Source organism: Novosphingobium aquiterrae, assembly GCF_042434435.1.
In the GTDB taxonomy this organism is placed as follows: domain Bacteria; phylum Pseudomonadota; class Alphaproteobacteria; order Sphingomonadales; family Sphingomonadaceae; genus Novosphingobium; species Novosphingobium aquiterrae.
The window spans coordinates 482222-508133 of sequence record NZ_JBHLTL010000004.1 but is presented as its reverse complement, the minus strand read 5'-3'; the positions used below and the strand labels follow the sequence as shown (position 1 = coordinate 508133).

At 64.9% G+C, this 25912-nt stretch carries 25 protein-coding genes; 3 read left to right on the top strand and 22 right to left on the bottom strand.

The features are described from left to right. Positions 1 to 419 precede the first annotated feature (419 nt). Positions 420 to 641: a hypothetical protein gene (locus tag ACFFF7_RS08440; RefSeq protein WP_379480925.1), complete on the top strand. Its 222-nt coding sequence runs from the start codon at positions 420 to 422 to the stop codon at positions 639 to 641. Here the strand turns inward: ACFFF7_RS08440 and ACFFF7_RS08435 are convergent. From ACFFF7_RS08435 to ACFFF7_RS08350, 18 genes are read right to left on the bottom strand one after another with little or no spacing between them, the layout of a single operon-like run. Then, positions 628 to 3351, bottom strand: a complete 2724-nt coding sequence (locus ACFFF7_RS08435) for a conjugal transfer protein TraG N-terminal domain-containing protein (RefSeq protein ID WP_379480924.1) — start codon at positions 3349 to 3351, stop codon at positions 628 to 630. The genes ACFFF7_RS08440 and ACFFF7_RS08435 overlap by 14 nt on opposite strands. 34 nt (positions 3352 to 3385) lie before the next feature. Further along, a complete protein-coding gene (locus tag ACFFF7_RS08430; protein ID WP_379480923.1) occupies positions 3386 to 4822 on the bottom strand; it encodes a conjugal transfer protein TraH in 1437 nt (478 codons plus the stop codon). Then, positions 4812 to 5645, bottom strand: coding sequence for a conjugal transfer protein TraF (locus ACFFF7_RS08425; RefSeq protein ID WP_379480922.1), 834 nt, complete (start codon positions 5643 to 5645; stop codon positions 4812 to 4814). Before ACFFF7_RS08425 ends, ACFFF7_RS08430 begins: the two co-directional genes overlap by 11 nt. Beyond that, positions 5626 to 7338 (bottom strand): conjugal transfer protein TraN, encoded by a 1713-nt coding sequence (locus ACFFF7_RS08420; protein ID WP_379480921.1) that lies wholly within the window; start codon positions 7336 to 7338, stop codon positions 5626 to 5628. Before ACFFF7_RS08420 ends, ACFFF7_RS08425 begins: the two co-directional genes overlap by 20 nt. After that, positions 7335 to 8093, bottom strand: a complete 759-nt coding sequence (gene trbC, locus ACFFF7_RS08415; protein WP_379480920.1) for a type-F conjugative transfer system pilin assembly protein TrbC — start codon at positions 8091 to 8093, stop codon at positions 7335 to 7337. The genes ACFFF7_RS08420 and trbC overlap by 4 nt, the downstream gene beginning before the upstream one ends. Continuing rightward, complete coding sequence (traU, locus tag ACFFF7_RS08410; RefSeq protein ID WP_379480919.1) at positions 8090 to 9058, bottom strand: conjugal transfer pilus assembly protein TraU; 969 nt, start codon at positions 9056 to 9058, stop codon at positions 8090 to 8092. The genes trbC and traU overlap by 4 nt, the downstream gene beginning before the upstream one ends. Before the next feature lie 56 nt (positions 9059 to 9114). Further along, entirely contained in the window at positions 9115 to 9762 is a 648-nt protein-coding gene (traW, locus tag ACFFF7_RS08405) for a type-F conjugative transfer system protein TraW (protein ID WP_379480918.1), read from the bottom strand. Further along, positions 9759 to 10310 carry a S26 family signal peptidase gene (locus ACFFF7_RS08400; protein WP_379480917.1) on the bottom strand — a complete coding sequence of 184 codons (552 nt, stop codon included), beginning with the start codon at positions 10308 to 10310 and terminating at the stop codon, positions 9759 to 9761. Before ACFFF7_RS08400 ends, traW begins: the two co-directional genes overlap by 4 nt. After that, positions 10297 to 10713 carry a TrbI F-type domain-containing protein gene (locus ACFFF7_RS08395; RefSeq protein WP_379480916.1) on the bottom strand — a complete coding sequence of 139 codons (417 nt, stop codon included), beginning with the start codon at positions 10711 to 10713 and terminating at the stop codon, positions 10297 to 10299. The genes ACFFF7_RS08400 and ACFFF7_RS08395 overlap by 14 nt, the downstream gene beginning before the upstream one ends. After that, positions 10710 to 11213, bottom strand: a complete 504-nt coding sequence (locus ACFFF7_RS08390; RefSeq protein ID WP_379480915.1) for a hypothetical protein — start codon at positions 11211 to 11213, stop codon at positions 10710 to 10712. Before ACFFF7_RS08390 ends, ACFFF7_RS08395 begins: the two co-directional genes overlap by 4 nt. Then, entirely contained in the window at positions 11210 to 13756 is a 2547-nt protein-coding gene (traC, locus tag ACFFF7_RS08385) for a type IV secretion system protein TraC (RefSeq protein ID WP_379480914.1), read from the bottom strand. The genes ACFFF7_RS08390 and traC overlap by 4 nt, the downstream gene beginning before the upstream one ends. Continuing rightward, complete coding sequence (locus ACFFF7_RS08380) at positions 13756 to 14487, bottom strand: conjugal transfer protein TraV (protein WP_379480913.1); 732 nt, start codon at positions 14485 to 14487, stop codon at positions 13756 to 13758. The genes traC and ACFFF7_RS08380 overlap by 1 nt, the downstream gene beginning before the upstream one ends. Positions 14488 to 14492: 5 nt before the next feature. Further along, on the bottom strand, positions 14493 to 15356 hold the full coding sequence (locus tag ACFFF7_RS08375) for a DsbC family protein (RefSeq protein WP_379480912.1): 864 nt from the start codon (positions 15354 to 15356) through the stop codon (positions 14493 to 14495). After that, positions 15353 to 16705, bottom strand: a complete 1353-nt coding sequence (locus ACFFF7_RS08370) for a TraB/TrbI/VirB10 family type IV secretion system protein (RefSeq protein ID WP_379480911.1) — start codon at positions 16703 to 16705, stop codon at positions 15353 to 15355. The genes ACFFF7_RS08375 and ACFFF7_RS08370 overlap by 4 nt, the downstream gene beginning before the upstream one ends. Continuing rightward, complete coding sequence (locus ACFFF7_RS08365; protein WP_379480910.1) at positions 16698 to 17447, bottom strand: type-F conjugative transfer system secretin TraK; 750 nt, start codon at positions 17445 to 17447, stop codon at positions 16698 to 16700. Before ACFFF7_RS08365 ends, ACFFF7_RS08370 begins: the two co-directional genes overlap by 8 nt. Next, the gene (locus ACFFF7_RS08360; RefSeq protein ID WP_379480909.1) at positions 17447 to 18019 is read right to left on the bottom strand and encodes a type IV conjugative transfer system protein TraE; all 573 of its coding nucleotides are present in this window, start codon (positions 18017 to 18019) and stop codon (positions 17447 to 17449) included. Before ACFFF7_RS08360 ends, ACFFF7_RS08365 begins: the two co-directional genes overlap by 1 nt. A gap of 14 nt (positions 18020 to 18033) precedes the next feature. Next, positions 18034 to 18321, bottom strand: coding sequence for a type IV conjugative transfer system protein TraL (gene traL / locus ACFFF7_RS08355; protein WP_379480908.1), 288 nt, complete (start codon positions 18319 to 18321; stop codon positions 18034 to 18036). Between the two features lie 28 nt (positions 18322 to 18349). After that, complete coding sequence (locus tag ACFFF7_RS08350) at positions 18350 to 18676, bottom strand: hypothetical protein (RefSeq protein ID WP_379480907.1); 327 nt, start codon at positions 18674 to 18676, stop codon at positions 18350 to 18352. A gap of 354 nt (positions 18677 to 19030) precedes the next feature. Between ACFFF7_RS08350 and ACFFF7_RS08345 the strand changes: the two genes are divergently transcribed. Further along, the gene (locus tag ACFFF7_RS08345) at positions 19031 to 19504 is read left to right on the top strand and encodes a hypothetical protein (RefSeq protein ID WP_379480906.1); all 474 of its coding nucleotides are present in this window, start codon (positions 19031 to 19033) and stop codon (positions 19502 to 19504) included. A 4-nt stretch (positions 19505 to 19508) separates the two neighbouring features. Then, positions 19509 to 19727 carry an AlpA family transcriptional regulator gene (locus tag ACFFF7_RS08340; RefSeq protein ID WP_379480905.1) on the top strand — a complete coding sequence of 73 codons (219 nt, stop codon included), beginning with the start codon at positions 19509 to 19511 and terminating at the stop codon, positions 19725 to 19727. 123 nt (positions 19728 to 19850) lie between these two features. On the opposite strand, the gene ACFFF7_RS08335 is transcribed toward ACFFF7_RS08340, so the two are convergent. Genes ACFFF7_RS08335 through ACFFF7_RS08320 form a run of 4 tightly spaced genes read right to left on the bottom strand, consistent with a single transcriptional unit; the run spans position 19851 to position 25799 of the window. Further along, complete coding sequence (locus ACFFF7_RS08335) at positions 19851 to 20222, bottom strand: copper-binding protein (RefSeq protein ID WP_379480904.1); 372 nt, start codon at positions 20220 to 20222, stop codon at positions 19851 to 19853. Continuing rightward, positions 20219 to 23341, bottom strand: coding sequence for an efflux RND transporter permease subunit (locus ACFFF7_RS08330; protein ID WP_379480903.1), 3123 nt, complete (start codon positions 23339 to 23341; stop codon positions 20219 to 20221). Before ACFFF7_RS08330 ends, ACFFF7_RS08335 begins: the two co-directional genes overlap by 4 nt. Then, positions 23338 to 24573 (bottom strand): efflux RND transporter periplasmic adaptor subunit, encoded by a 1236-nt coding sequence (locus tag ACFFF7_RS08325; protein WP_379480902.1) that lies wholly within the window; start codon positions 24571 to 24573, stop codon positions 23338 to 23340. The genes ACFFF7_RS08330 and ACFFF7_RS08325 overlap by 4 nt, the downstream gene beginning before the upstream one ends. Beyond that, the gene (locus ACFFF7_RS08320) at positions 24570 to 25799 is read right to left on the bottom strand and encodes a TolC family protein (protein ID WP_379480901.1); all 1230 of its coding nucleotides are present in this window, start codon (positions 25797 to 25799) and stop codon (positions 24570 to 24572) included. The genes ACFFF7_RS08325 and ACFFF7_RS08320 overlap by 4 nt, the downstream gene beginning before the upstream one ends. Positions 25800 to 25912 lie beyond the last annotated feature (113 nt).

The window sequence follows — 25912 nt, the reverse complement described above, 5'->3', positions numbered from 1 at the left end:
GCCAGCCGCTCGCTGGGACGAGCTCATGCCCTGGCACTGGACTTCCAGCCAGCAGCCGCTGATCGCAGAGGCCGCCTAACCGGCGGCCTTCAGGCCACGCTTACGGTGCGGCGACCTTGTCGCTGACCCGCTGGCACTCTTGCGGCTCTCCTTGCCGAACGCCGCCTAGCGCCCAGCCCCGCGCGCCTGGCGTTCTGCTGCGTCGAGCCTTGCAAGGGTGCCGTCCTTGCTGGCTCGCGGGGCGAGCCATGAGCACCGCCTAAAAAGCGACCTCAGAAGAGGGCCAAAATCCGCTCAAAATTGGGAGGGGAGGGGGCTTTGGATTGGCGCCGAGAAATGCGACCGTTTCCGAGTCTTTTCGTCTTCTCGGCTTGCAAGTTTCTGCTATGTTCCAAAGGAGCAGATCAATGAACGCTATCATGACCGATTTCGACTTCAAGCGCGGTAGAGAACCCGTCCCCGAAAAGTGGGAGGGCTTTGCCGAGCTCGATCGTGCGCTCGCGGAGAACCGCCTGACCGAATACCGTTGGAAGAAAGCCTGGGCTGATCCGATCAATCGCATTGTGATGATCTTTGTCTTCGTTTTGCTGGCCGCATTCGTAGGTTACGTGGTGATCAGCGATCTGATCATTGGCCACTAGGTTTCCATTCCTTCACTTCGTCCGCAGCTTCTGCGCTCGCGCCTTTCGCCCCGCCGGTGAGACCCTCAAGGCGTGATCGTTCACCACTAATCCGCTGGCGACCCGCACCCTGCTGCCCCATCACTTCGTCACGGAGTGTCGAAGGCGCTGGCCCTTGCGGCAGGTCGCCAGGCGCAGCGATGGTGCCTAGCGGGGCCGAGGCGCGAACGCTGGCGGGGGTGCTGATCGACGGGCTGCCAATCGGCGCAACAGGCGGGAGCACGAGCTCGCTTTCGACTTCGGACCTGATGCTACCGGCATAGGACTCCACAAACTTGCGTTGAAGAGCCTGCCCCTTCGAGCTTAGTTGGAATGAAGTGTCATCGAAGCGAACGTCACCGTAATAGTCACGGTTGTTCTCGATCTCGGCCATTCCCCATTCGCGGTAGGTTTGGCTGAGATTGAGGTTTCCGGCGGCATTGCTGCCTGAGAAGAACGATGCCTGCTGTTCGAGCCGATTGCCCGTTTCTTCGGACCGGCGTGCTTCGAGCGTACTGGTCTTGGTCTCGGAAAGCGAGGCATTGAGCCCGCTCGCTGTCGAATGAACACGGCTGTCGGTCGAAGTGTTGACCGTGCGAAGGAAGCCGTCGCGCGTGCTGGTCCAGTTGTGACTATCTGAGATCTGCCGCAGCGTTCCCGAGATCTTGTCGCGATCTTCGGATGCGATCCCAATGTCGCTGTCGGTCCAGGACTGGTTGCGCCCACCCTTCGCGCCAGCGCTCAGAGTAGCAGGTCCAAAATTGCCGCCGACGCCGGCCGCCGCCTCCCCATTCAAGAACCAAGATACCGTGATGTCGTCGGCAGCCCGGCGAGACAGCCCGAACCTTTGTTGTAGGACGTTGGAAGCCTGATCGACCTCGCTATAGGCGCTCTGCACGCTGTCGGAGCTCGACGTGCCATTGGCAGTCTCGATGCTTTGGCCGCTGTTGGTCTGGTTGCGCAGTTCGCGGAACTGGGCGATCGAGCTGGTGGTCGATTGCTGTGCGAGTGCGGTCTTGGCCTCGCTGTTGGCATGGTACTCGCTCGCCATGGTCGAAAGTCGCGAAGAGAAATCGCGGCCAAGCGTGGGCGTGAACGGGTAGCTCGAGTTGGGAAGCTGGTCGTAAGCCGCCTCGGGGTAGCTGGTAGTCTGGGCGCCGCTGTCGCTGATCGTGCGGGTCTGGGCTGCGCCATAGGTGAAGCTCGGCGCAACGGTGCCTTGGGCGAACTGGCGGGTCATCACATTCGAGTTTTCGAGGCTGGTGTTGCCGAGTGCCACATTGCCGGTGCTCGCCTCGCGCGCGGCTTCCTCGGCAGCGTTCTGACTCGGGTTGAGGTAGCTCGTTGCCTGGTGCGAGATCGCCATCGCGCCCTTGGCGACGCCGCCCGCGAGAAACGGCACCGAAGCGATGAGGTAGCCCGCCAGCAGCCCGATATCGGAGTTCACATCGGCCATGCCGGTGAATGTCGCGAGGCTGAGCCCGGTGGTGCCGGCGACCGCTGTCATGTCTGCCGCGCCCTTGTACATCAGCATCATGTGCAGGATTACGAACAGCGGCCCCCAGGCGGCGAGATAGAAGAACCCGGTGACATAGCCCTTCAAGGCCAGCGGCCCGGTCTTCGGGAGCAGGAACAGCGGGAACAGTACCGGGAAGAGTGCGTAGAACAGCACGGTCAGCACTACGTTGAGCAGCGGAACCCATTTCATCGCGGCGTTGGCGATCGAGCTGTAGGTCCGCTCGGTCTGGATATCGGCACGGGTCTGGGCGTAGACATCGATGCTGCCAGCCCCGCTCGCGCCGCTGAACCCGTGCATGGCCTGGCTCATGGCATTGATCGTCAGCGTCTGCTTGAAGATGTCCGCTGCGCTCGTCGAAACCCCGGTGAGGTACTGATAGGCGACCGGCAGATCGGAGAACAGTTTGGCCTTTGCGAGCGCGGCGGTCTGGTTGGGATAGAGCTGGCGGCCGAACACTGTACCCATTCCGTCGATCAGTGAGGTCCACTGCGTATTCAGGGCATCATAGGCCTCGCGGCAGGTGATGATCGTGGAGGTGACCTGGCCGGTGCCCACATCGCGGGTGAGGAAGCGCTGCGCGCGGGCCTGGCTGCCGGGCGCGATCGTGGTCCAGATGTCGCCGCTCTCGGCGAGCTGCTTCATCGAATAGCGACCGAGCAGGACGTCGTAGAACACGCATTGCCGGAAATGCTCGTCGAGGTTCGCGGCAAATTCGGGATCGGAGATGCGCAAGGACCGTGTCGCATCGTAGAGCCGCGCGCCGTAGATCATGCCGTTCCTGGAATAGTTGAGATCGCCGGGGAGGCCGAACACCACCTCGGCCGAGCCGGTGAGATAGTCGCCGACCTGGCTGGTGAAGCTTGCCATCAGCGCGAGGCCGATCGGCACGTTGCTAACATTGGCGGGAGCAAGGCCGGGATTTAGGCGGTCGGTGATATGCACGTCGGTGCGCGGCACCATCAGGCACGTGTACATCAGCGTCGCACTGAGGAACCAGTTGATCCAGGCGCGCCAGTCCTGGTTGAACGCGAGCGTGATCGCCGAGAGCGCCAGCCCCATGACCATGACCACCTGGAGCAGGCTCTTGTAGCCACCGTTTCCGGTCCAGGCGGCGACCGCCTGGAAGACATTGACCATGTAGTCGCCGCCGCCAACCGTGAAGATCTCGATCATGGGTCTCTTGTCCCCGAATGGGCTGTTGGGTTTGTCAGTGGGTGAGGGCGCGCGTCTGCAGCCCGCGCGACCAGTCGAGCGCGGCGGCCATTCCGGGCGACATTTGCGTTGCCAGCACGTTTTCGATGAACGCGGTCTTCTCGATGATTTGAAGCACCGCATTGACCTTGAGGTGAGTGTTGGTCTGCCGGTCGGCGAGCGCTTGGCGCACGGTATTCACCTGCCCCTGCCACATCGCGATCTTCGCTTCGTCGGCCCCGATGAAGCTCGACATCGAGCGTCCGGCCTCGCTGACGATCCGGTCGAGTACGGCGAACAGCAAGTCGACCGAGGCGAGCTCCGCAAGCGTCTCGCGGTCGTCGGTCGGCATGCCGCGCCCGTAGGCAGCCTGGACGGTCAGAATCTTGTAGAGTGGGACCGAGGAAACCTGGAGCAGTTCCTTTTGCGCCGCAGTGATCGGGGTGTCGTCGCGGATCGCCTGGACCATCCCGTCAATCAACGTGGAAACCCGGTGGCGCAGCGACTTCGAGACGGGCAGGCTCAAGGAGCGGAACCCCGGATCGAGGCACTTGTCGGTATCGTCGCAGTGGAAGATCAGGACATTGCCGCTCGTCGTCCCGTCGAGCAGCGAGGTCACAAGCGTCGAGGAGCTTTCGCCGACGATGGGCACGAACTTGCCCGGCTCGTCGTCCTTGGGCGGTACGTAGATGATCGTGCCGAGCAGGGTCATCGCGTATTCGGCGAGCTCCTGGTCGAGCGTGCCATTCGGTGAGAAGAACGCCGACTTCTTGAGGATCGTCCAGGTGTAGTTGCGCGGCACGCCGGGATTGACGTCATCGTACTTGCCCGCACCCGCCGCCGTGGTGCTGGTGCGCTGGCCGCGGGTGCCGCAGCCGTGCTTGGCGGCGGCGTAGTCGGTGAAAATCCCTTCGGAGTTGCCGATCGCCTCGCAGATCGCCTTGTCGGCAAGATCGCCCTTGGGCCAGATTCCGCCGACCAGGCCCTGGGCCAATTCGCACGAATTGATGTTGAGGTTGTTCATGAGCTGCGCCTTCTGCGCAAACTCCTGCATGATCTTCGAGCACTCGGGGCAGACGGTATCGATCGCGAGGGAGAACGCGAACCCGACTGCATTGTTGGCGACGGCTTTGAGCATCGCGACGATCTCGCTCGCGTTGATGAAGCTGAAGGAGCCCGCAAAGATGTCGATCCCGCCGCAGCCGGCGCGAGCGCGCGGCAGCTGGAGGTTGGCGAGGTTGGTCGTCTTCTGCGGGAAGCGCGTCCAGACATTGCCAAGGCTGTAGTAGCCCGCCGACTGACCCTGGAACGCGGTCGGCCCGTTGACCTGCGCCGCGCCGCCGACATCGTTCAGGAACGAGTCCATTGAACTGCCGACATCGGCGTGTAGCGAAGCCACGGGGAGGGCGGCGGCGAGCAACGCCGCGACGATGCGTTGAAACCTAGTAGTCACGTCCGGCTTCCTTCGAGGTCAGGAGGTAGATGCGGTCCTGGAGTTCGTCGGCGCTCATCACGCCGTAGCCGATCGGGATCGCGCGGTTCGCCGCAGCGTCCCAGAGGACGACCGCAGGAGTGATGCCGGGGTCGAGCCCCATGCGTTGGCGCTGGTTGGTCTCGACAGTGTAGCGCGGGAAGTGCCGCGAGGGTCCGCCATCGGTCGAGATCGCGCGCACCGTAATGTGCCAGGTCGTGGCGACGCCTTGCACGATCGGCGACATCACCTCGCAGGCGCCGCAGCTCTGGGCGAAAAAGTAGAACAGCCCGTAGCGCTCGGAGAGATGCGCCATCACGCTGTCGCGCTCGGTCTTGCGGTTGTCCTGCCAGGCGCGTTTGCCGAGCGTCGAGACCGGGCGCTGCAAGGTGTAGTCGAGTTCTGGTTCCTGCCAGATCGAGCGCTGCCAGACGTCGCTGAACAACGAGGCCTGGTCGAGCTGGCGGCGCTGGAACCGGATATAGGCGGTGACGTTCTCGGCCGTCGGCTCGAGGATTGCCTTGGCCTTGAGCTCGCGCAGCTCGGCGGTGATCGCATCTAGCCGGCTCGTCGCGCTTTGCTCATCGAGCGGCCGAGGCTCGACCCGTTCGGGCGGCCTCGGCCTGGTGCAGTAGAACCAATACCCGAGCCGTCGCTCCTCGCAGTAGAACGGGTCCTGGCTATCGGCGGTTTGGACGCTCGGTTGGTCCTCGGCCGATGCGGGAAGCGAAACGGCAAGGAGGCTGGCTGCGAGCAGCCAAGCGGCGGTGAGCCGCTGGCCGAGCTTATTGGCGGGCACGGGCATAGTAGTCCTCGATTTTCTGCTGGATCTGGGTGGCGGCCTGGAGCTCATCAGGGAGGCGCGCGGCATCAGTGAACTCGGCGTAGACTTCGCTGAAATCCATTTTGGAGAGGTCGAGCCGGGCGAACTCGTCGATCGTGAACCCGAGGCACTGCTCGGTCTTGGGCGCGCCCCAGGGCTTGTTCAGTTCCTGGCGTCCCTGCTCCTGCAGGATGCGGGAGAGCTTCGATTCAAAGCAGCAGTAGACCTTGCGCTTGGTGAAGCAGACCCCGAGGAATGAGGACGCGCAATAGGTGCCGACATAGGCGCAAAGGCCCTGCACGTCCTTCTGGTGGAGCAGCATCTCCTCGCGGCTGCAGCCCAGCGCCACGAGCAGCTGGATGCCCGGGATCAGCGGGAAGCCCTTGCCTTTGCAGCAGTTGAGAATCCCGAAAACCTTGGACGAGCAGGTCTCGCGGGTACCCTTGAACAGGGTGAGGGTAGCGGGATCGAACTCGCGGCGGGCCTGGTCCATCGCATTGAGTGCAACGACCGCATCCTTGAACTCATCGTTGGGTTGACGGTCGATCGTCTCGCAGCTGCCGTCGATGCAGTAGACATCGCCGTCGCAAATGAACTGGTTCTTGTCCTGAGGCTGGTCGGGAACCGGACAATCATAGACCCGCTCGAAGGTCCGGCAGGGGGTCTCGCCGGTGATGCAGTATTCTTGTTGCAGAGTGCAGCCGGGCGTGGAGGCGAGTGTATCGCAGTCCTGCGCCGGGCTGTAGCGGTTGCACTGGTAGTCGCGGCGCCAGGCCCAGCAGGGCTGGGTCACCGCCACACCGTCGATAATCCGCGTTGTGGGATCGCTGTCGGAGCAGGTCTCTTGCGTGTTGGTGCAGTTGGTATCAGCCGCAAGACCGGCGCACTGGCTTTCGTCTTTGCTGGTGTTCACCACCTGGTGCGCGGTTACGCTGATCGGATTCGAGCCGCTCACCGGTGCCGAACAGGTATATTCGTCGACCGGGTCGCCGGGCTCGAAGCACTTGAAACCGCCAGGGGTGTCAACGCCCTGAAGGCACTTTCCCGGATGACTCCCGGTCCACCTGCACGTCGGAAGCTGAAATGCCGTGCAATCGGGATCGAGCCTGGAGCAGTAGTAGAGATAGTCGGTGACCGTCGTGACGTTCGCCTGGAGCGTCACCGAGCAGCTCTGGGTGCTGCTGTCGACTGTATAACCGGTGTTGCAGGTCGCCTTGTAGCGCGCGGCGGCGCCGCTGGCCGGCGGAAGCGGCACACAGCGGCCCTGCGCACCGCTGACGCCCATTCCGCTGGTGTAGGATAGCGGATCTTCGCTGATCGTCTTCGAGCGCGCGATTGTCGCGTCTAGATCGACCTTGTTGAATGTCGCCCGGCGATCCATCGAATTGCGCATGGTCTGATAGCCGGTGCTCGAACTTGCCTGGCTGGCGGCTGCACGCTCCATCGCCTTCGGATCGTCGAAGTAGCCCGACTGGCTCGGCGTGCCATTGAAGCCCGGGACCCGGTCGGCATTGGGCTGGGTGGTCGCGGCGGTCTGCGCGGCGGCGCCCAGATCCTTGCCGAAGGCCTTGCCGTCGGCTTTGGCGGCGTCGGTGGTGGTCTGCGCCATGGCGGCGCCTGGAAATGCAGGCGTCAGCATCAGGCCAAGGACAATCGCTGGGATGAGGGCTCTCATGGGTCTTGCCTTTCGAGGCGGGCGAGGTGTTGCCGGGCGATCCGCGCGCCGGGGCCGCCGCCCTCGCTGAAGGTTTCGAGCGCAAAACGGGCAGTGACATTGCCGGTCATCCGGTCGAACGGCGGCACCTCGGAGGTGCAATCGAACCCCGAGCAGAGGTCGAAGTCACTCGCGGCGACGACGTAAGCCGGGACCTCGCTCACCCCGAAGGCGCGGAACAGGCGTGGGTCGATCCCGACCCCGTCCATCCGCTCGCCGGGTTTGAGCACTTTGCCGAGCGCATCGGTCATGACTTTGGCCGAGCCCTGGGTGAGCCCGCGGAACACCACCACGCCGCCAGCGCGGGTGACATCGTCCATCATCTGACGCAGCGAATCCGCCGGCATCGACAGCGAAGCGAAGGCGATGAACCGGGGAGCCTCGCCCATGCCCTGCATCGCCATGTCGCCGGCATCGGCGACCATCTTGTCGAAGTCGAAATTGGTGTCGTCAGTGCCGGAACGGGGTGCCGCCCCGGCGTAGCGGCGACCATTGGCCTTGGCGCCTTCCGCATTCTGGGCGGCTTCGGCGGTAACCGCCTTGGCCCGCTCGCGCGCGCTGGCAGCGAGCGCATCGGCTTCGCCCGTATTGCTGGCCGCACGGGCGCGGATCGCCTCGATGTCGATGTCGGGCGCGGCAGTCTGGGCAAGCGCGCCGCCCAAGGCCGCCATGCTGGCGAGGGCGGCGAGGCCGCAATGGATCAGGTTCGGTTTCATAGCGCGCAACAGTTCCGCTTGCGCCAGACCAGGTAGCCCATGTCCTCGCCGATGGCGGGGTAGACCTGGCCGGCCGACATGAAGGTGGTGGAAGCGCCGATCGGCGCGCAGGCATAGCGCCCCTTGGTCTGCGGGTTGGGGTTGGTGGCCTGGAAGCGGTATTGCTGCTTGCGCATCACCGGCATCAGGTATTTGCCGCAAAGCCCCTTGCCGCCCATCGTGCCCCAGGCGACCAGTTCCCTGTGGAGCTTGTAGGCGAACCGCGACAGCGCGAGGCGCGAGGCTTGGACGTGACCGATCGTCGCCGAGACATTACCGTTGAGCGGATACATCGAGCCCTGGCAGCCAGCGCACCAGAACAGGCTGTCCGAAGGCAGTTTGGTGGTGGCAAGCACGCAGTCGGCGGCGCAGGCCGCAAGCGCGAGCGGATTGGCGAACAGCACCGCCTCGGGGTTGATAATCGCGGTGAGTTCGCTGTCCTGCCACAGCGGATCGATCTCGGTGATGTAAAGAATGTCGACCGAGCCTGTTTCAAGGCAAAGGAAGTCGGCGACCAACTCCATCCAGTAGATCAGCGGATAGGCGTACCAGTGGATGTTCCACTGCGAATTGTACTGGGTCGCGCCGCCGACCGCTGAAGGCCCGGCCATGGTCTTGAACCCGATGTCGAAGCCTGGGTCGAGCTTGAGCCCGCCCAGGTTGACGAAGCACCAGGGCTTCATCGAGACATCGGCAAGCCGGACTGGCTCCCAGAAGCCCATGGCGATTCCGGGACGCAATCCGCACAGGCACACCGGCAGCGCCGGGTTGTCGGGATCGGGCCGGTTGGAAGGCCAGATCTTGAGCCCACCGATCGAGATCGGGAACAGGCACGACCAGCAGATGTCGGTGATCGGGTTGACGAAATGCCCGGTGCACTTGCCGGGCGTGCCGGCCTGGGCAGGCGCAGTCGTTCCGAGCGCCATCAGGCCCGATGCCAAAAGCGCGAGGCAACGCCTTGCAAAGCTAGTTTTCTTGCGCGTCATGACGACCTCGCTGGGATGATTTTGGGGGGCTGCTCGGTCACCAGCAGCTGGCGGCCCTGTTGCTCGACCACGGCTGGGACCGCGTGGATCGCGAAATGCTCGCTGAGCTTGCCGCCCTGGTCGAAGTAGAACCGGCGCTGCTTCGCCTTCATCAGCTCGAGCGGCGCGCCGTCGACCAGGATGAATTTGGCTGCCGAGCGGCCATACCGGGCAAGCGCCCAATCTATCTGCGCCTTGTCGTCGCCATCGAGGAAGACCAGAGGTGCGCGCAGTGGCACGGTATCGAGCGGATTGACCCGGGTGCCGCGCGTGATGATCGTGCGGCCCTTGTCGTCCTTGATGTCGGCATCGACCGTGATCGTCGGATCGAACGACCAGCGGCGCACCATGCTGGCGAGCGCGATCCCCGCAACCGGGGTGGGGCGGTTAACCCTGGCAATCGTGCGGCGCTTCAGCTCCTCGTTGAGCTTGGCCGTCTCGCCAGTCTTTTCGAGATGAAGCAGTCTGGCCTGGATCTGCGCGAGCAAGTCGGGCTCGATCACTGGCCAAACCGTGCCGTGCTGGCCGTAGTCGCGCGCCTGCGCCTGGCCTGCGACGACCAAGGCAAGGGCAGTAGCGCAAAGCGGGAAGGCGAGGCTCTTCATAGCACTGCCCTCCCGACCCCAAGCACGCGGGGGCGGCAAATCCACCCGATCGCGGCGTAGCGGCTGTCGAACCCGTCCTTGTGCTCCGTGCCGACGAAGTAGCAGTCCTTGGGGATCGTACCGGTCGGCCCCAAGGCCAGCGGCTCGCCGAGACGGCTGGTGACTTTCGCAAGCGCCACCGGCTTGCCGTTGACGAAGAACTCGCGGTCCTTCTCGGTGACCCGATCGCCCGCCACGCCGAGCACGCGCTTGCCGAAGGGCTGAGGCCTGGTGCCAAAATGCCGGGTGACGAGGTCCGATTTGGGCGGCGCGAACACGATCAGATCACCGCGCATGGGCGTGCCCGAGCGGTCGAGCCAGATCGCCCAATAGGGGAGCGAGGGGCTGGCGTTGATCATCAGCGCGTGATTCTCGGCAAACCGGCTTGTCGCTCCGAGCGCGAGCGCACCGGCGCCGAGCATGGCCCAGAGCGACAGCCTTGGCGCACTGGCCAGCAGGATGACGATGCCCCTGTTGGCGCGCGGGGGGGATGTATCAGCGGACGCCATGGCTCGATACTCCTGGGGCTCCGAGGCGGCGCGCGACGTCGGCGCGGACCTGTTCGGTGAGATCGGGGACTCCGCCCGCGACCACGGCCTCGGCGACGAGCACGGTGCGCCCGTCCTTGCCCAGCGCTGAGACCGAGGCCTCGACGGCCTTCAGGTAGGCGGCGACCCGCGCCTGGGTTTCTTCGGCCGGGCGGCCCGAACGGGCCTCGGCCTCGACGAAGTCGCCCATGATGCGCGAGAGCTGGACCGTGACGACCTCGCGGCGCTGAAGCGTCACGATCTCGTGCGTAGCCCACGCACCCCACAGCGTTGAGGCGAGCATCGAACCCGCGAGCACGAGCGCGGTTGGAGAAAGCCCTGCGAAGCGGCGCGATGCGCCAGATGTTGCCAGAATGTTCCTCACGACTCTTTCCTCCAGGTCTTGAGACCGTCGCTGACCTCGCCCAGGAAGCGCGGCAGCCGCCAGGCGGCAACTGCGGTGGCGAGCGCGATGAGAAGCCAGGTCGCCTGGCTCGCGAACGCATACTGGCGGTCGGGAGTGGCATCGACGAAGGCGCCGAACAGCGAACCCATGAAGGCGAAGGTCATGTCCATCTGCCCGCCGGTGAGCAGCAGCAGGAACATCAGCGGCAGGCCCATCGCCATGACCCAGCAGGCCATCAGGTAGGCGCCCGACTTGATCACGATGTAGCAGCAGTCGGAGCCAAGCCCCCACCAATGGCGGTGCGGGCGTTTTGCGGCACGGCTCGGGAGCCGAGGGAGATCCTCTCCCCGCTCGATCGCAGCAATTGTCGGGCCGTGGGGTAGCCAATCCGGCTCCGGTTTCGCATCGACCTCGCGGTCGAACGGGGTTTGCAGGCAGTGCGGCATGGGATCTGTGTCCTCCTGGTTACTGGGGTTCATGAATTGTCGGGGAACGCGATGCGTTCGATCGCATCGGCGAGCTGGTGGCCGCGCGCGATCTCGGCATCGATTGCCGCGAAGGTCGCCGGCGAGCTCGAGAACAGCGTCGCGGAATAGTCGTCGAGTACGAGCCGACCGATCGCCTCGGTCTCCGGGCCCTTGATGAAGACCTCGGAATAGGCCGACCCTGAGCGCTTCAAGCTGCGGATCAGCGTCTCGGTGCGCTCGTCCATGTCGAGGCGTTTGCTCGCCTTGAAGTCGGCGATGGTCTCGGGCTTCTGCTGGAGGATCAGCATCCAGTCGCTGTTCTCAAGCGCGGCGGTGGCCCCGTCGGACTTGTAGTAGTCGTTGAGGCTTTGGGTCGCGGTCGCCAGCGCGCCGCCGTATTTGCGGCAGGTGCGGGCATAGGTCTCGACGAACTCGCCCATCGAGCCGCCCTTGAGCATCGACCATGCCTCGTCGATCAGCAGCAGCTTGCGGACCGAGCGCGGGCTGCGGGTCATCGCCTGGCTGGTCATGAACATGATCGCCGAGAGCACCACCGAGCGCAGTTCCTCGCGGGTGGCGAGGTCGGACATCTCGAACACGGTGAAATCGGCTTCGAGGTCGAGGCTCGCCTGGCCCTCGAAGAAGGCGGCATAGGTCCCGCCGGCGGTGAACGGCCCGAGCGAGGTCGCAAGATCCGCAGCGGTCTCGTTCTCCATTGCGGCGAGGCAGAGGCCGATCCGGGTGACGCTGGCTTCGCGACCATGTTCCGACCAGACCTGGTTGACCGCACGGTCGATCAGGCCGCGCTCGGTATCGCTGAGCTTGGCGGAATGCCGCGCCATCTGCCCGACGATGGCCTTAACCATCGCGAAACAGTCGAGGCGGTAGTCTTCGTCGTCCTCGGCGCGCGATGCATCGATCATCGAGAACGGATTGAGGCAGAAGCCGGACGCCAGCGTGAACTCGATGAACCGCCCGCCCTGGAGCTTCACCGAATGCTCGAAGCTGCGCCCGTCGTCGATCACGACGACCTTGGCGCCGGCGCCGCGCAAGGCCGCGCACATCTCCTGAAGCAGCACCGATTTACCCGAGCCTGACTTGCCGCAGATCGCGACGTTGTGGTTGCCAGCTTCGTTCTCGAAGGGCGACCAGTAGAAGGGCTGACCGCGCCGCCCGACGAACAGCAGGTGCGGCACCGGGCCGCCAAGGTACTCGCCCTGCAGCGGCGCGATGTTCGCTGCGGTCGTGGAAAGCAGTGTCTTGAAGCGCTTCAGCCGTTCCATGTCGGCGCCGAGCCCGTCGGCAAGGGTGAGCGGCATGGCGGCGAGCAGCCCCTGGATCTGGAGGTAGCGTTCGTCGGAAAGGTCCCAGCCCGCAGCCTTGTAGATCGACTTGATCGCGCGTTCGTGGCGGTCGCCCTGACCGAGCGGCGACCAGGTGGTGATCCCGTAAAACACCCGGACCAGGCGGCGGCCTTCTTGAAGCTCGGCCTGGACGTGCTGCCATTCGGCCGACTGTTCGGCGATCCGCGGCAGAAACCGGGCGCTGCGGGTCTGGGACAGGCTGGTCGTGCGCATGAACTTGAACCCGGCGCGCGCGGCGGCGGCTTCCTGGTCGGGGTAGACAAGGCACAGCATCGTCGCGGCAGGGCAGGGGAACCGGAGCTTGTCGGTGAAGAGATCGCCGATCAGCCGCGCGCATTCCCACGGCGCCCATCGCTGCGGCATGTTGCGAACCGCAAAATGCCGCACGTCGAAGCGGTCGGGATAAACCGCTCCGATTTCCGGTACGCCGTTGTTGTGGACGCCCGTGGCACGAAAGCGCTCGGTTCCAAGTTCGATCCGGTCTTCGTGGACAATGAGTTCAATATCGCGCCGGATTGCCTGGCTCGCGATCGGGTCGTTCGGATTGTAGGGGACTGCATCGTCCTGCGGCGCGGTGGTCGGCGAGGTCAGATCGTCGATGAGTGCGATGAGATCGTGCGGTTCGTACTCGATGACGCCGAGGTTCAGGCTCTTGAGCATCGCGATCAGCCCTTCGCGGGCGTGGATCAACTCCTCGTTCGTGATGGATTTGCTTGCCGGAACCCCGAGCGAAATCACGACCTGGTGCGCGCGGGCGTGGAACGGGGCATCGCTGGCGCCCGATTTCCAGACCATCGAGTAGAGCTTCTTTGCCCGGTGCCGAGCAATCGCTTCATAAACTCCGCCCTGTTCATAGCGCGGGGCAAACCACGGCGCGACAATCCGGCTGATCCGGGGTGAGGCGAGGTGGAGGATCTGTAGGCAGGCGCCTGCCGGCAGGCCTTCGGAAAAGAACGCGCCGAGAATCTCGCCAGTACGCTCGTCAGCGCCGATCAGCGGTGTGACACCGAGCACGAAACCCTTCGAGCGCGCGTTGACGTAGAGGCGACCCTGCGGATCGTAGACCCGGTAGGGAAGCCAGTCCGAGAGCATGTCGAGCATGAGCATGGGGCGGCCTGCCTCGGCCTGCTCGGCATCGCCGAGCAGGCCCGCCAGCAGCCGGTCGCGCAAGTCACCAAACGAGAGCGCCATCACTTGGGCTCCTTGTTCGGGGCTGCGGGCGCTTTGGCCTTGGCCGCTTCGATCGCTGCGGCACTCGGCCAGACGCGCTGTTCCTCCAAAGGCCGGGGAGCCCGAACATGCGGGGTGGGGGACACGTCGGACCCCCCGGCAGCCGACCCAACCGCACTGGAAGCAGTCGCGTCGGCCTGGACCTCGCCGCCCGGGGAGGGGAGGACAAGCGGCGAGGTAGGGATGAAGGGATTGGCGGCAGTCGGAGCGCTGTCTTCGGGAGGCAGGGGCCGGAGGTTCACGTCGATGTCGGTCTTCTGCGATACGTCGACGGTGCGGCGGGCCCGATCCTTGAGCGCCTGGCGCAGCGCGCGCATCGTCCCTTTGGATTCAGTGATATTGCTGCCCCGAAGCTCGCCCGCCCAGCGCGCGGCCTCGACCACGGTCCATGCCACGGCTTCCTCGTGGAGCGTCCCCGAGCCATCGACATGCGCGGGGAACACCACCTTCAGGGTGCGTTCGCCGGTCCGCGCGGTATCGGTCGCAGCCACACTGACTCGCTGGCGGACCTCCGCGAGGCCAGTTCCCTCGGTCTTGACCAGTTCGCGGATCGCCTTGGCGTCGACTTCGCTGAGGGGCTGACAGCCAGCCTTGGGCGCGCGGCATGAGAAGTCACCGGCGATGTTGGTGCCGAGATGGGTGCAGCCGGCGAGGGTCAGAGCAAGCGCGGTGAGGGGGATTGAGTGGTGCATGAGCGTTATCCTTGGGGAGGAGTGGGAGCGAGGAAGGCGCGCAGCGCCGCGGCATCGCGGTAGCCCTCGATCACCGCGCCATCCGACGGACGGACGATCACCGGTGTGCCATTGAACCCGTGCGCCTTCGCAAAAGCCTCGTTGGCATCGAGCCCGCGGGTGTCGCAGGGTTTGGGATTGGCGAGCGCGAGCCCCGAATAGGCGGCGTGAAGCGAGACTTCGGGCTTCTGCGAACACAGCACCCGTTCGGCGTCCTTCCGCGCCTCGGGCCCGAAGATCGAGATCGGCCGCTCCTCGACCCGCGCGCCGATCGTCTTGAGTTCGCCCGAGAGCCGCTTGCAGAAGCTGCAATGGAAATCGGAGAAGACCACGACCTTGGGACCATTCGCCGGTCCCCAGGTGATCGCGCCATTGGCGGGTAGCCCGGCCAACGAGACCTTTTGCGGCGCAGCCTTTTGCTGGGGCGGGGCGTCCTGATCCGATCCAGCGCGCCTGGCAGCGCCTGCGGCGAGCAGATCGGGATTGAGCGCGAGCAGTCGCGCTGCGGTCAGGTCCTGACGCGCCTCCATGTCGTAGATCCGGCCGATCACCAGATACTTGGCGCGCGCATCGACGTAGAACAGCGTGGTCTTCGAGGCGACTTCGCAGAGGCCGCCAAGCCCATTGCAGTCGATCGCGTCGATCGGCGTCTTGGGGAGCCGTAGCTTCAGCGCCGCGCGGACCTTGGCGACATCGGGCGAGCCTGCGTTTTGGGCGGCGAGGTGCGCAGCGCCCCAGCCTGTAGCGGCCGAGAGGGTTGCGAGCGCGACCACGCCGAGCGCGAGTTTGGGCCAGCGGCGGTTCTGCCGCGCATTCAGTCCTTCGGTCATTTGGAATTCCTCACGTAGACGCCGTCGAGAAACACGACCTCGACCTCGATGCCGGTCGGCATCTCGACGACAGGCTGGTACTGTTCGGCCCGCTCGATGAGGTACTTGCTCACCGTGTCGGCCGCATCGGCGGCGCCCTGGCCGAGCCCGCCGCCAAGAATGTCCCCGGGCGAGAGCTTGGCCTTGCTTCCGTCGGCATTGGTCCGGCTCGACGAGAACACCGAGTTTGCGTTGGCCGAGAAGCCGCGTCCGAACCCGCCGACGATCCCGGCGAGCAGGGCTTGGGTCACGAGATTGCCCTCGCGGCTGACCACGCGTCCGCGCACCCCGGACTTGCCGGCAAAGCTGATGAAGCCCTTGACCTCGCTGACCGCGACGCGGCCTCCGGGCTGATCGCAGGTCATCCGGGCGAGTTTGACGTAGACTTTCTCGCTTGAGAGATCGCCGCGCGCCGCGCCATTGATGACGCAGCCCTGAAGCCGCGTGGTCAGCACCCGGCCGTTCTGCAGCACCGAGCGCGCCGGGCCAGTGATCCGCAGCACCACGGGGAGCGGATCGGTCTGGCTTGCGACCCCGGCCGAGGCATCGACCCCGACGATGACGCGCGCCGTCGCGTAAGAGTTGGGCGGCAGGTAATCGGGCGAATCCTCGACCACCAGCGGCGGGGTTTCGGCGCGCGCGACCTTGACGCCCGCGCTGCCGCCCTTGTCAGAGATGAAGCTCATCAGCTTGGCTTCGGCGGGCGGCGGTGTCCCTTCCGGACCCGCGCCACTCGGCGCCAGCGTGCCGACGGGCGGCACTCCGGCATTTCCGCGCGCATCGTAGCCGCCCGCGCGCGGGCCATAGGCTGGCATTGCCGCCGCGTTCGGCGCAGGCGCGGCGGCCTGGGCCTGGATCTGGCTCTTCAGCTGCGCGTTCTCCGCCGAGATCGCGTCGATCGCCGACTGGCCATCGGTGCGCATGGCCTGGTTCTCGGCCTTCAAGGCAGCGAGCTGCGCCTCCAACTCGGGGCGGGCAACCGCACTCTCCTTGAGCGCTTTCTGATCGCGGGTCACGGCATCGAGCCGATTGCCGTAGACCGAGACGAATTCGCGCTGCGAGAGGTCACGGTTGACGAGGCCCGCCGTCTCGATCGTCTCGGCTTCGCCCTCCTTGTGGACTTTCTTGGTATCGCCGCCGCCAAAGATCGCCCAGCTGGCTCCGGCGAGAAGCACGGTGGCAATCCCGCCAAGCAGCATCCGCTGGCGCTTGGCAGTGCGCAGGTTGAGCTGGGCGACGCCGCTGGGTTCGTGAACCTCGCGCTCGGCTTCGGGGGCAGCTGTGGTGTTCTGGCCTGCTTGTTCAGTCATGGCCGTTCTCCCCATTGGGGCCGACGAGGTAAGCCGTCGTGCTGGCACCGGGTTCGAGCGTGGGCGAAGCGATCGAGACCGCGAGCGCGCCCGCTGGTGCGAGATCCTTCTCGGCGAGCGTCATCGCCTTGGCGCCGCGATTGGCGAGCCGCACGACCTTGCCTGCCAGTGCTGCGCCGCGGTATTCGGCGATCAGCTGGACTTCGAGCGCGCCAATCCGGCTCGGCAACGCCGCGGGCTGGCTGACTTCGAAGCCTTCGATAGCCTGCTGCCCGGCCATGGCTTGGACCAAACGCACGGCTGCTTCTTCCTGGGTGCTCTGGTTCTCCCAGTGGCTCGCATCGCCCTTTGCGATCGCCGGGTTGGTGATGAACACCTGGGCTGCCTCGATCTTGTCGATGCTGCAGGAGAACTTGTAGACGTAGCCCGCCTTGGTGGTCGCGAAGAAGCTGATCCTGGCGGCGGCAAAGGTTTCGGGAACCGAGACGTAGATGTCGCCTCGCACCGGTTCGTGGGTCACCGCGAAATCGTTGTAGGGATAACCGCTCGAAATCTTCGAGACCGAGGCGAACTGGTCGCCGATCAGCGCAAAGCGGGTGAGCTCGTGCGCCGAGACCGAGCAGGCGACGGTGCCGCCATCGGCACTCTCCTTGAACTGGTCGGCTAGCGCGGGGTTGGCGAGTGCCAACACCGAGGCTGCGAGCGCGATCAATGGCGCGCGCCGATAATGGGGTGGCGACATCACTTGGACTCCTTGTTCTTGTCGTCGAGAGGGAGCTGGGCGAACCCCGCGAGCGCAAGGCGCAGGCCCTGGTAGGTCCAGCTGAAACGGAAACGGCGCTCGTCGCTCGCGATCACGGTCGCGCCGACGAAGGTCTTGAGCGTGCCCTTGACCTCGGACGTGAGGCCCGAGGGATCGACCTTCAGCTCCTTGATCACGAAGGCCTGGGTTACGTCCGAGCCGCGCTGCTCCTCGACGATCCGGACCAGGTCGGCCTTCAGTTTGCCGTTGGCAGCCGGATCGGCGAGTTCGAGGATCTGGCTCATCCAGTAGTCGAGCCCTTCGGGGCTGCGGTTGAGCAGCATCAGCGCGGCATCGCGGGTGACGAACTCCATGTATTGCGCCGAAACACCGGCACTGGAGATAGTGAGCGGCGCGCGGGTGGTCGGGACCAGCACGACTTCGCGGTTGCGGGTCGCGGCGAGACCGCCGGCAATGACCAAGGCAATCGCGAGCCCCGCGCTCGACAGCGCGAACAGGTTGCGTTGCCTCAGCAGTGCCTGGCTGCGCTCATGGGAAATCTGGACAAGCATGGTTCTGTCTCCCCTCAGCCGGCGAGCAGCCGGCAATGGGAGGGCGGCGTCATCTTGAGGCCTGTGAGACCTGCGGGCAGGTGCCAGTAGGCGGCATGGATTACCCAGGCCCAACTGCGGCCTGCCTTGGCCTTGCGAAGCGCAAACCAGGAGGCAGCGGCGAGAGCTATGCCGATAAAGACATGCTGCCCAAGGATCCCCCAGGTGAAGGGGACGATCATCCCGGCGAACTCGTCGAGGGTCCAGAAGCCGATCAGTTCCGGATCGTCGAGCCGCTTGGGCACGATGTACCTGTCGCTCATGATGACGCGCCCTCCCGCCGTGTGCCGGTCAGATGACCGCGGTGACCACCGAGGTGACGATCGGCACGCCGGTCCCGACGCCGATGCCGACCCCGACCGGGACCGCGATCTGCGCGAGGGTGAAGCGGCCCGAGGCGAGGCCGATGAGGCCGCCCGCGAGGCTGAGCACAGTGATGATCTTGCCGCCCGAGCCTTCGAGGAAGTCGGTGAACTTCTGCAGGGCAGGGGTGAAGGTCGTGTCGGCGCCGGCATAGGCCGCGCTGGCGGCAAGCGCCGCGACGGCGATCGGCAGGGCGAGGCTGGCGATCTTGCCGAGGCGGTTTCCGCCGAACGAGGGAAGGGCAGGGGCATTCATGGACGTGTTCTCCGCTTGAGTGTCGCAGCGTTCGTTCGCTGTATGTTCTGAGTGCGGAGAAGTTCTGCTGTAGGAAATGGGGAAGACTTTCCTCAGCCAAGAATTTGCGAGAAATCGCCGACCTGAAATGTTTGCATCGGCCTTCTGCGCGGAAGAGCGGCGTGTTTGCGCGGGTTTTGCGAACCGATGCGCAATGGCTGCTCAGAAATGCGCCGACGTGGCGCGTCGCAGCGCAGACGGTGATTCGTGTCTCGTTATGGAATTCCTATAAGTTCTTTGTTTGTTCTTTTCGCTTTCCTACAGATGGATTGCGCAGGATAGCTTGAGGCTCAACCTTTCGAGTCGAGGCCTGGCGTGACCACTTCACACAACGACCTTCCGGTGCGCGTCACGCGGCTGATCGAGCGCGCCGTCAAGGAAAGTGGCAAATCGTACTCCGAGATAGCGCGAGTCGCCGGAATCAAGCGTGACAGCCTGCGCCGCTCGCTGATCGGCGAGCGGCCTGTCACTCTCGACGAAGCCGTCATGATCCTCGAGGCATCCGATTTTGCCGGTGAGGAGACCCTGTTGCTTCTCCTGCTGGTCGGGGAGGAATTCGCACTCGCCCGATCCGGAACCGGACCGGCCCAATTCCTGGGCGAGTTTTTCAAACGCGCACCGCTCGAGATCGTCGAACAACTGGGCGAGGACATCGATGAACTGCGCCCTAGATGGGCGCATGGCACTGCCAAATTGCTCGCACGGACACTCACCCAGCACATCGCCGATCTCAACCGGCGCGGTGACGCGATCGGCGGGCCGCGGTACCCCGCCACTGTCGGAGAATGATCCCATGACCACCATGCCAGACAATGGGATGTTCGAGCATGGCACCCACCAGCGTTTGCTGCGCCTGCCGGAGGTCATGCGCCGCGTAGGCTTGAAGCGCTCCGCGATCTACCAACGCATGAGCGAGGGCAGGTTTCCGAAATCACGGTCACTGGGCGCAAAATGCGCGGTGTGGGTTGAATCCGAAATCGACGAATGGATCCATGCGGTCGCGTCGGGTTAGTGACTTCAGGCCTGGCCAGCAGTTGTGACGTGTCGGGCTTTTCTCGCTGCCAACAGATCCTGACAACCGCTGCCCCGGCACAAGCCGGGGCAGCGGTAGCGATCGCCACGCTTCACGCGCTCACTATTGCTTCTTGATCGCCGTGACTTCCCCGGCGCTTCCGGTCACGGTCACGTCAAAATCGACCTTGTCGCCAACGGCCACGCCCTTGAGCAGTTCGGGCTTGGCCGAAAAGCCCATTTTCATCGCAGGCCAATCGACGGCGGGAATCGCGCCGTGATCGAGAGTGATCTTGCCCGCCGCGGCGTCGATGGCAGTCACGGTCCCGCTGCCTTTGCCCATTTTCGATCCAACGGGCATCTCCATCCCCGGCATGGCGCCAGTGCTCGCTTCGGCCTTGGGCGCTTCGGCTTTCGGTGTCTCGGCCTTCTTGCCGCAACCGGACAGGCCGACCGGCAGCGCTAGAAGCGCGGCAATCATCATGGTTTTCTTCATATCGTTTCTCCTTGGTGTTGAGCTTGGGTGCGCCGCCGCATCAGCAGGTAGGCGGCGGGGATGATAAGCATCGAAAGCAGCGGCGCGGTGAGCATTCCGCCGACCATCGGGGCGGCGATCCGGCTCATCACTTCGGAGCCGGTGCCGGTGCCGACGAGGATCGGGAACAAGCCCGCGAGGATCACCGCCACCGTCATCGCCTTTGGCCGGACGCGGAGCAATGCGCCGGCGCGAACGGCAGCTTCGACATCACCGTTCTCGGCCAGCGCCGATTTGAGGTAGATCAGCATGACCACGCCGAACTCCGCCGACACGCCTGCCAGCGCGATGAACCCGACGCCGGTGGCGACCGACTGGTTGAACCCCAGCAGGTAGAGCAGCCAGACCCCGCCGGTGAGTGCGAATGGCAGCGTCGCCATGATCAGCGCGGCTTCATCCCAGCGGCGGAAGGTCGCGTAGAGCAGCGCAAAGATGATCAGCAGGGTTGCTGGCACGACGATCTTCAACCGCTGCGTTGCCCGTTCGAGGAACTCGAACTGGCCAGTGTAAGCCACGCTGATTCCGGGCGGCAGTTTCACCTTTTGCGCCACCGCCTTTTGCAGATCGCCGACGATCTCGGTCAGCGCGCGGCCCCGCCCGTCGATATAGACCCAGGTGGCAGGGCGGCCATTCTCGCTGCGCAGCATCGGCGGGCCACTGTGGATGGCGACATCGGCAACCGTTCCCAGCGTGATTTGCTGGCGCGAGGGCGTCAGCACGGGCAGGTTGACGATGTCATCCACGCTGTCGCGGATTTCGCGGGGGTAGCGAACGCTGATCGGGTAGCGGGCAAGGCCTTCGACCGTTTGCCCCACCGCTTCCCCGCCGATGGCTCCGGACACCACCGCCTGCACATCGGCGACGTTGAGGCCATAGCGCGCAGCAGCGGCGCGATTGATCGAGACGTCGACATAGCGGCCGCCCGAGAGTCGTTCGGCGAGCGCCGAGGTAATCCCAGGGACGGTTTTGGCCACCGCCTCGATCTCCCGCGCGGTGCGGTCGATATCGTCGAGGTTCGCGCCCGATACCTTGATGCCGACCGGGCTCTTGATCCCCGTTGCGAGCATGTCGATCCGGTTGCGGATCGGCGGTATCCAGAAATTGGCGAGGCCGGGGACTTTGACGGTCTTGTCCAGCTCGTCGATCAGCTTGGCCTGGGTCATGCCACTCCGCCATTGGCTTTTCGGCTTGAAGCGGATGGTGGTCTCGAACATTTCAAGCGGAGCCGGATCGGTTGCACTGTCGGCGCGCCCTGCTTTGCCGAACACGCTTTCGACTTCGGGAACGGTTTTGATTAGCCGGTCCGTCTGTTGAAGCAGCATTGACGCTTTCGCCGTCGAAATCCCCGGCAGTGCCGAGGGCATGTAGAGCAGGTCTCCCTCGTTCATCTGCGGCATGAACTCGCCGCCGGTCTGGCTGATCGGCCAGAGGCTCGAGGCGAAGACCAGCCCCGCGATCAGCAACGCCTGTTTGGGCCGTGCCAACACCCAATCGAGCGCCGGGCGGTAAATGCGCGTGAGAAAACGGTTGATCGGGTTGCTGTCCTCGCTCGGGATGCGCCCCCGGATCAGCCAGCCCATCAGCACCGGAATCAGCGTGATCGACAGCAAGGCTGCACCCGCCATTGCGTAGGTCTTGGTGAAGGCGAGTGGCGCGAACAGCCGCCCTTCCTGGCCCTGCAGGGAGAAGATCGGGATGAACGAGAAGGTGATGATGAGCAGGCTGAGAAACAGCGCCGGGCCGACTTCGGCGGCGGCATCGGTGATGACGCGCCAGCGCACTTCGACGGTCAGCTTTTCGTCGGGATGGTCATGCGCCCAGCGCTCGAGATGCTTGTGGGCGTTCTCGATCATCACCACCGCCGCATCGACCATCGCACCGATGGCGATGGCAATGCCGCCCAATGACAGAATGTTGGCGTTGAGCCCCTGAACCCGCATGACGATGAAGGCGAGCAGGATGCCGAGCGGAAGCGTCAGGATCGCCACCAGCGCCGAGCGGGCGTGCCAGAGGAACAGTCCGCAGACGAGCGCAACGATCAGGAATTCCTCGAACAGCTTGCCGGTCAGATTATCGACCGCGCGATCAATCAAACCCGAGCGATCATAGGTTGTGACGACCTCGACACCGGGCGGCAAGCTGGCCTTCAGTTCTGAGAGCTTGGTGCGGACGCCTTCGATCACTTCGCGGGCATTCTTTCCCTGGCGCATGACGATCACGCCGCCCGCGACTTCGCCCTCGCCATTGAGTTCGGCAATGCCGCGCCGCATGTCCGGACCGACCTGCACCGTGGCAATGTCGCCGAGCGTGACAGGGATACCGCCTGCCGACGTGCGGATCGGGACGGCGCGGAAATCATCCAGGGTTTTGAGATAACCCGTGGCGCGGACGATATATTCGGCCTCAGCCATTTCGACAACACCGCCGCCGGTTTCCTGGTTGGAGCGCTTGAGGGCGTCGCTGACATCGTTCGCGGTCACGCCGTAAGAGGCGAGTTTCTGTGGATCGACCACGACCTGGTACTGTTTGACCATGCCGCCGATGCTGGCGACTTCGGCCACGCCGGGGACGGACTTCAACTCATAGCGCAGGAACCAGTCCTGGATGCTGCGCAGCTGAGCCAGATCGTGATGCCCGGTCTTGTCGACCAGCGCATATTCGTAAATCCAGCCCACGCCGGTCGCATCTGGGCCTAGCGAGGCAGTCGCGCCCGGCGGCAGTTTTCCCTGCACCTGGCTGAGGTATTCGAGCACGCGGCTGCGCGCCCAATAGAGGTCGGTGCCGTCCTCGAACAACACATAGACGAAGCTGTCGCCGACGAAGGAATAACCGCGCACCACCCGCGCGCCGGGAACCGAGAGCATCGTCGTGGTGAGCGGATAAGTGACCTGGTTTTCGACAATCTGCGGCGCCTGGCCGGGATAGGTGGTGCGGATAATGACCTGCACATCCGACAGGTCGGGCAGCGCATCGACCGGCGTTGTCCGTACCGCCGCGATGCCGACGAGCGTCAGAAGAAGAGCAGTGACCACAACAAGGGCGCGTGCCTTGACCGAGGCCCGGATGATCCATGCGATCATTTCGCGGACCCCAGCTTGCGGGCGGGAATCCCGGTCAGGCTCGCTTCGGAATCGAGCAGGAATTGCCCCGAGGCGACGACCTTCTCGCCGACGGCCAAGCCTTCGAGGATCTCGGTCTGTCCGCCACCTTCGCGGCCGGTGCGGACTTCGGCAGGCTGATAGCGACCATTGCCGGTGGCGAGCATGACAATCGTGCGCGTCCCCGTGCGGATTACCGCTTCGCTCGGAACCAGCAGCGCGATCCCGCCCGCACCGCCAAGCGCAACCTGCGCAAACATGCCGGGACGGAGCCGTCCGCCACGGTTGGAGAGTTCGATCCTGACCGTGATTGTCCGGCTATCGGCTTGTGCGGCAGGAAGGATCGCGATGATCCGCCCGCCGAACGTCTCTCCGGGGAAGGCAGTGAGGCTCGCGCTTGCGTTCTGGCCAACGCGGACGCCGCCAGCCTGAGCCTCGGGAACTGCGGCATTGAGCCACACCGTGCCGGTGCCCGTCACTTGCGCCAGAGTCTCTCCTTGCGCCAGTGTCACCCCGGCGCGCGCATCGAGCGTCTGAATTACCCCGGAAATCGGCGAGGTGATGGTTACGGTCCCGTTGGTTCGTCCTGAGCGTTCAACGCTGGCAATCAAGCCATCGGACATGCCCAGCAGCTTAAGTCGCTGACGCGCCGCAGCGGTGAGATCGGGCCTGCCCAGCCGCCTGACCGCAAGAAACTCGGTCTGCGCGCCGCCCCATTCGGGCAATTGCACATCCGCGATCGGTGCGCCCGCGCGGATCACGTCTCCGGGAGCGCGGGCATAGACGCGGGAAACGAAGCCACCCGACCGCGCCTGAATGATCGCGACATCGCGCTGGTTGAAGTCGATGCTGCCGGTGACGTTGAGCGTCCCGGCGAGGCTGCCCATTTGGGCCGGGACAATGCGGACGCCGAGGTTCTGCATCGCAGCGGGATCGATCGTCACCCCCGGCGCGGCGCCTGCAACTGCACCGTCATCGGCGTACTTGGGTTGAGTCTTCATCCCCATCGAAGAGAGCGCACCGGGATTGTCGTAATGCTCCTGCGGCACCATCGGGTCGTAATAGTAGAGGATTTTCCGTCCCGACTGACCTGAACCTGCTTCGGCGGCAGGTCCGCCGCGCTGCCCGAGCCAGTACCCGCCACCGCCTGCGATCAGCACCGCCGCCAGTATTCCGGCGCGCCAGCGCGCGGCCGTTGTCACGTCCATGCTCATGGCCGCATCTCCCCATAGGTGTAGTTGATCCGGATCGCATCGCGCGCGACGTCGGCCTCGCGTGACAGCGCATCGACTTCGGCCTCGGCCTCGGCCAGCGTCGAGAGCAGCGCGCTGCCGAGATCGAGCTTGCCTGCGGCGTAACTCGCCATGTCGAGTTCGGCCCGCCGCTTGGCCAGCGGAACGAGGGTTTGCCGTGCATTCATCAGCCGCTGGTGGTGCATGGCATGATCGGCCAGGTCGCTGTCGAGCGCGGTCAGAACGTCGCGCTCACCCGCATCGCGCATCAGCCGCGCACGGCTTGCCTCGCTTTCGCGCGCCGCGATCAGGGGGTCCTGTCGGCGTTTGGCGAAGAACGGCAGGTCGATGCTGAGCGTGACCGAAACCATATCGCCATAGGCCGGATCGCGGCGACCGTAGGATGTACCGACCCGCCAGTCGGGGCGCTTGTCGGCGCGGGCCAGTGAAACATCGGCGTCAGCAGCGCGGGCCTGGGCATCGAGCGCCCGCAACCGGGGCAGCGAGGCGACATGTGCCCGCAATGCGGTTCCGTCCACTTCGAGAACCGGCGGCTCGCCGGATACATCGGCATCCGGATCGCCGGTGAGACGCGCCAGCCGCGCCTGCGCCTTGGCAACGTCGGCTTCGAGTTCGCTGCGCCGGTCCTTGACGGCTGCGCGCAACTGCTCGGGCTCAAGTGCCTGGCTGGGTCGGGCCGAGCCCGATGCCAACCTTGCCGAAACGGTTGCTTGAAGATCGCCAAGGCTCTCGTCGAGCCGCTCCAGCTGCGCGAGCCGCCGCTTGGCATAATAGAGATCGATCCAGGCCAGCGCGGTCTCGAGCCGCACATTCTGTGCTTCGACCGCCAGATCGGCTTCGGCCACCCCGATATCGGCCTGCGCCCGTCCACGCTGGGCACGGCGCTTGGCCGGATTAGGAAACGCCTGCTCGATCCCGACTCGCGCCATCGTCATGCTGTCACCGTTCAAGGTGAAAGCAGGGGGCCCCGAGACCGGGAAATTGTCTACGCCCACCGACAGTGTCGGATCGGGCAGCCGGCCAGCCGCAATCGCCGTCGAGCGCTTCGCTTCGACTCCCGCCTCGCTCGCCTGGAGCGACGGCGCATTGGCTGCCGCGCGCTGAAGCGCGGCATCGAAAGTCATCGGTTCGGCCAATGCAGCGACCGGGATCGCCGCGAGCAGCGGCGCGAGATAGAATATTCGCATGGAGCTCTCCTGAGCGGCAGCGCCCGGACGGAAACGGGAAAGCAGTCTGAGGCAAACGTGCGCCGGCGAAGCTTGGAAACACCTCGCCGGCGACACGCGCCCGGCCAGTTTGC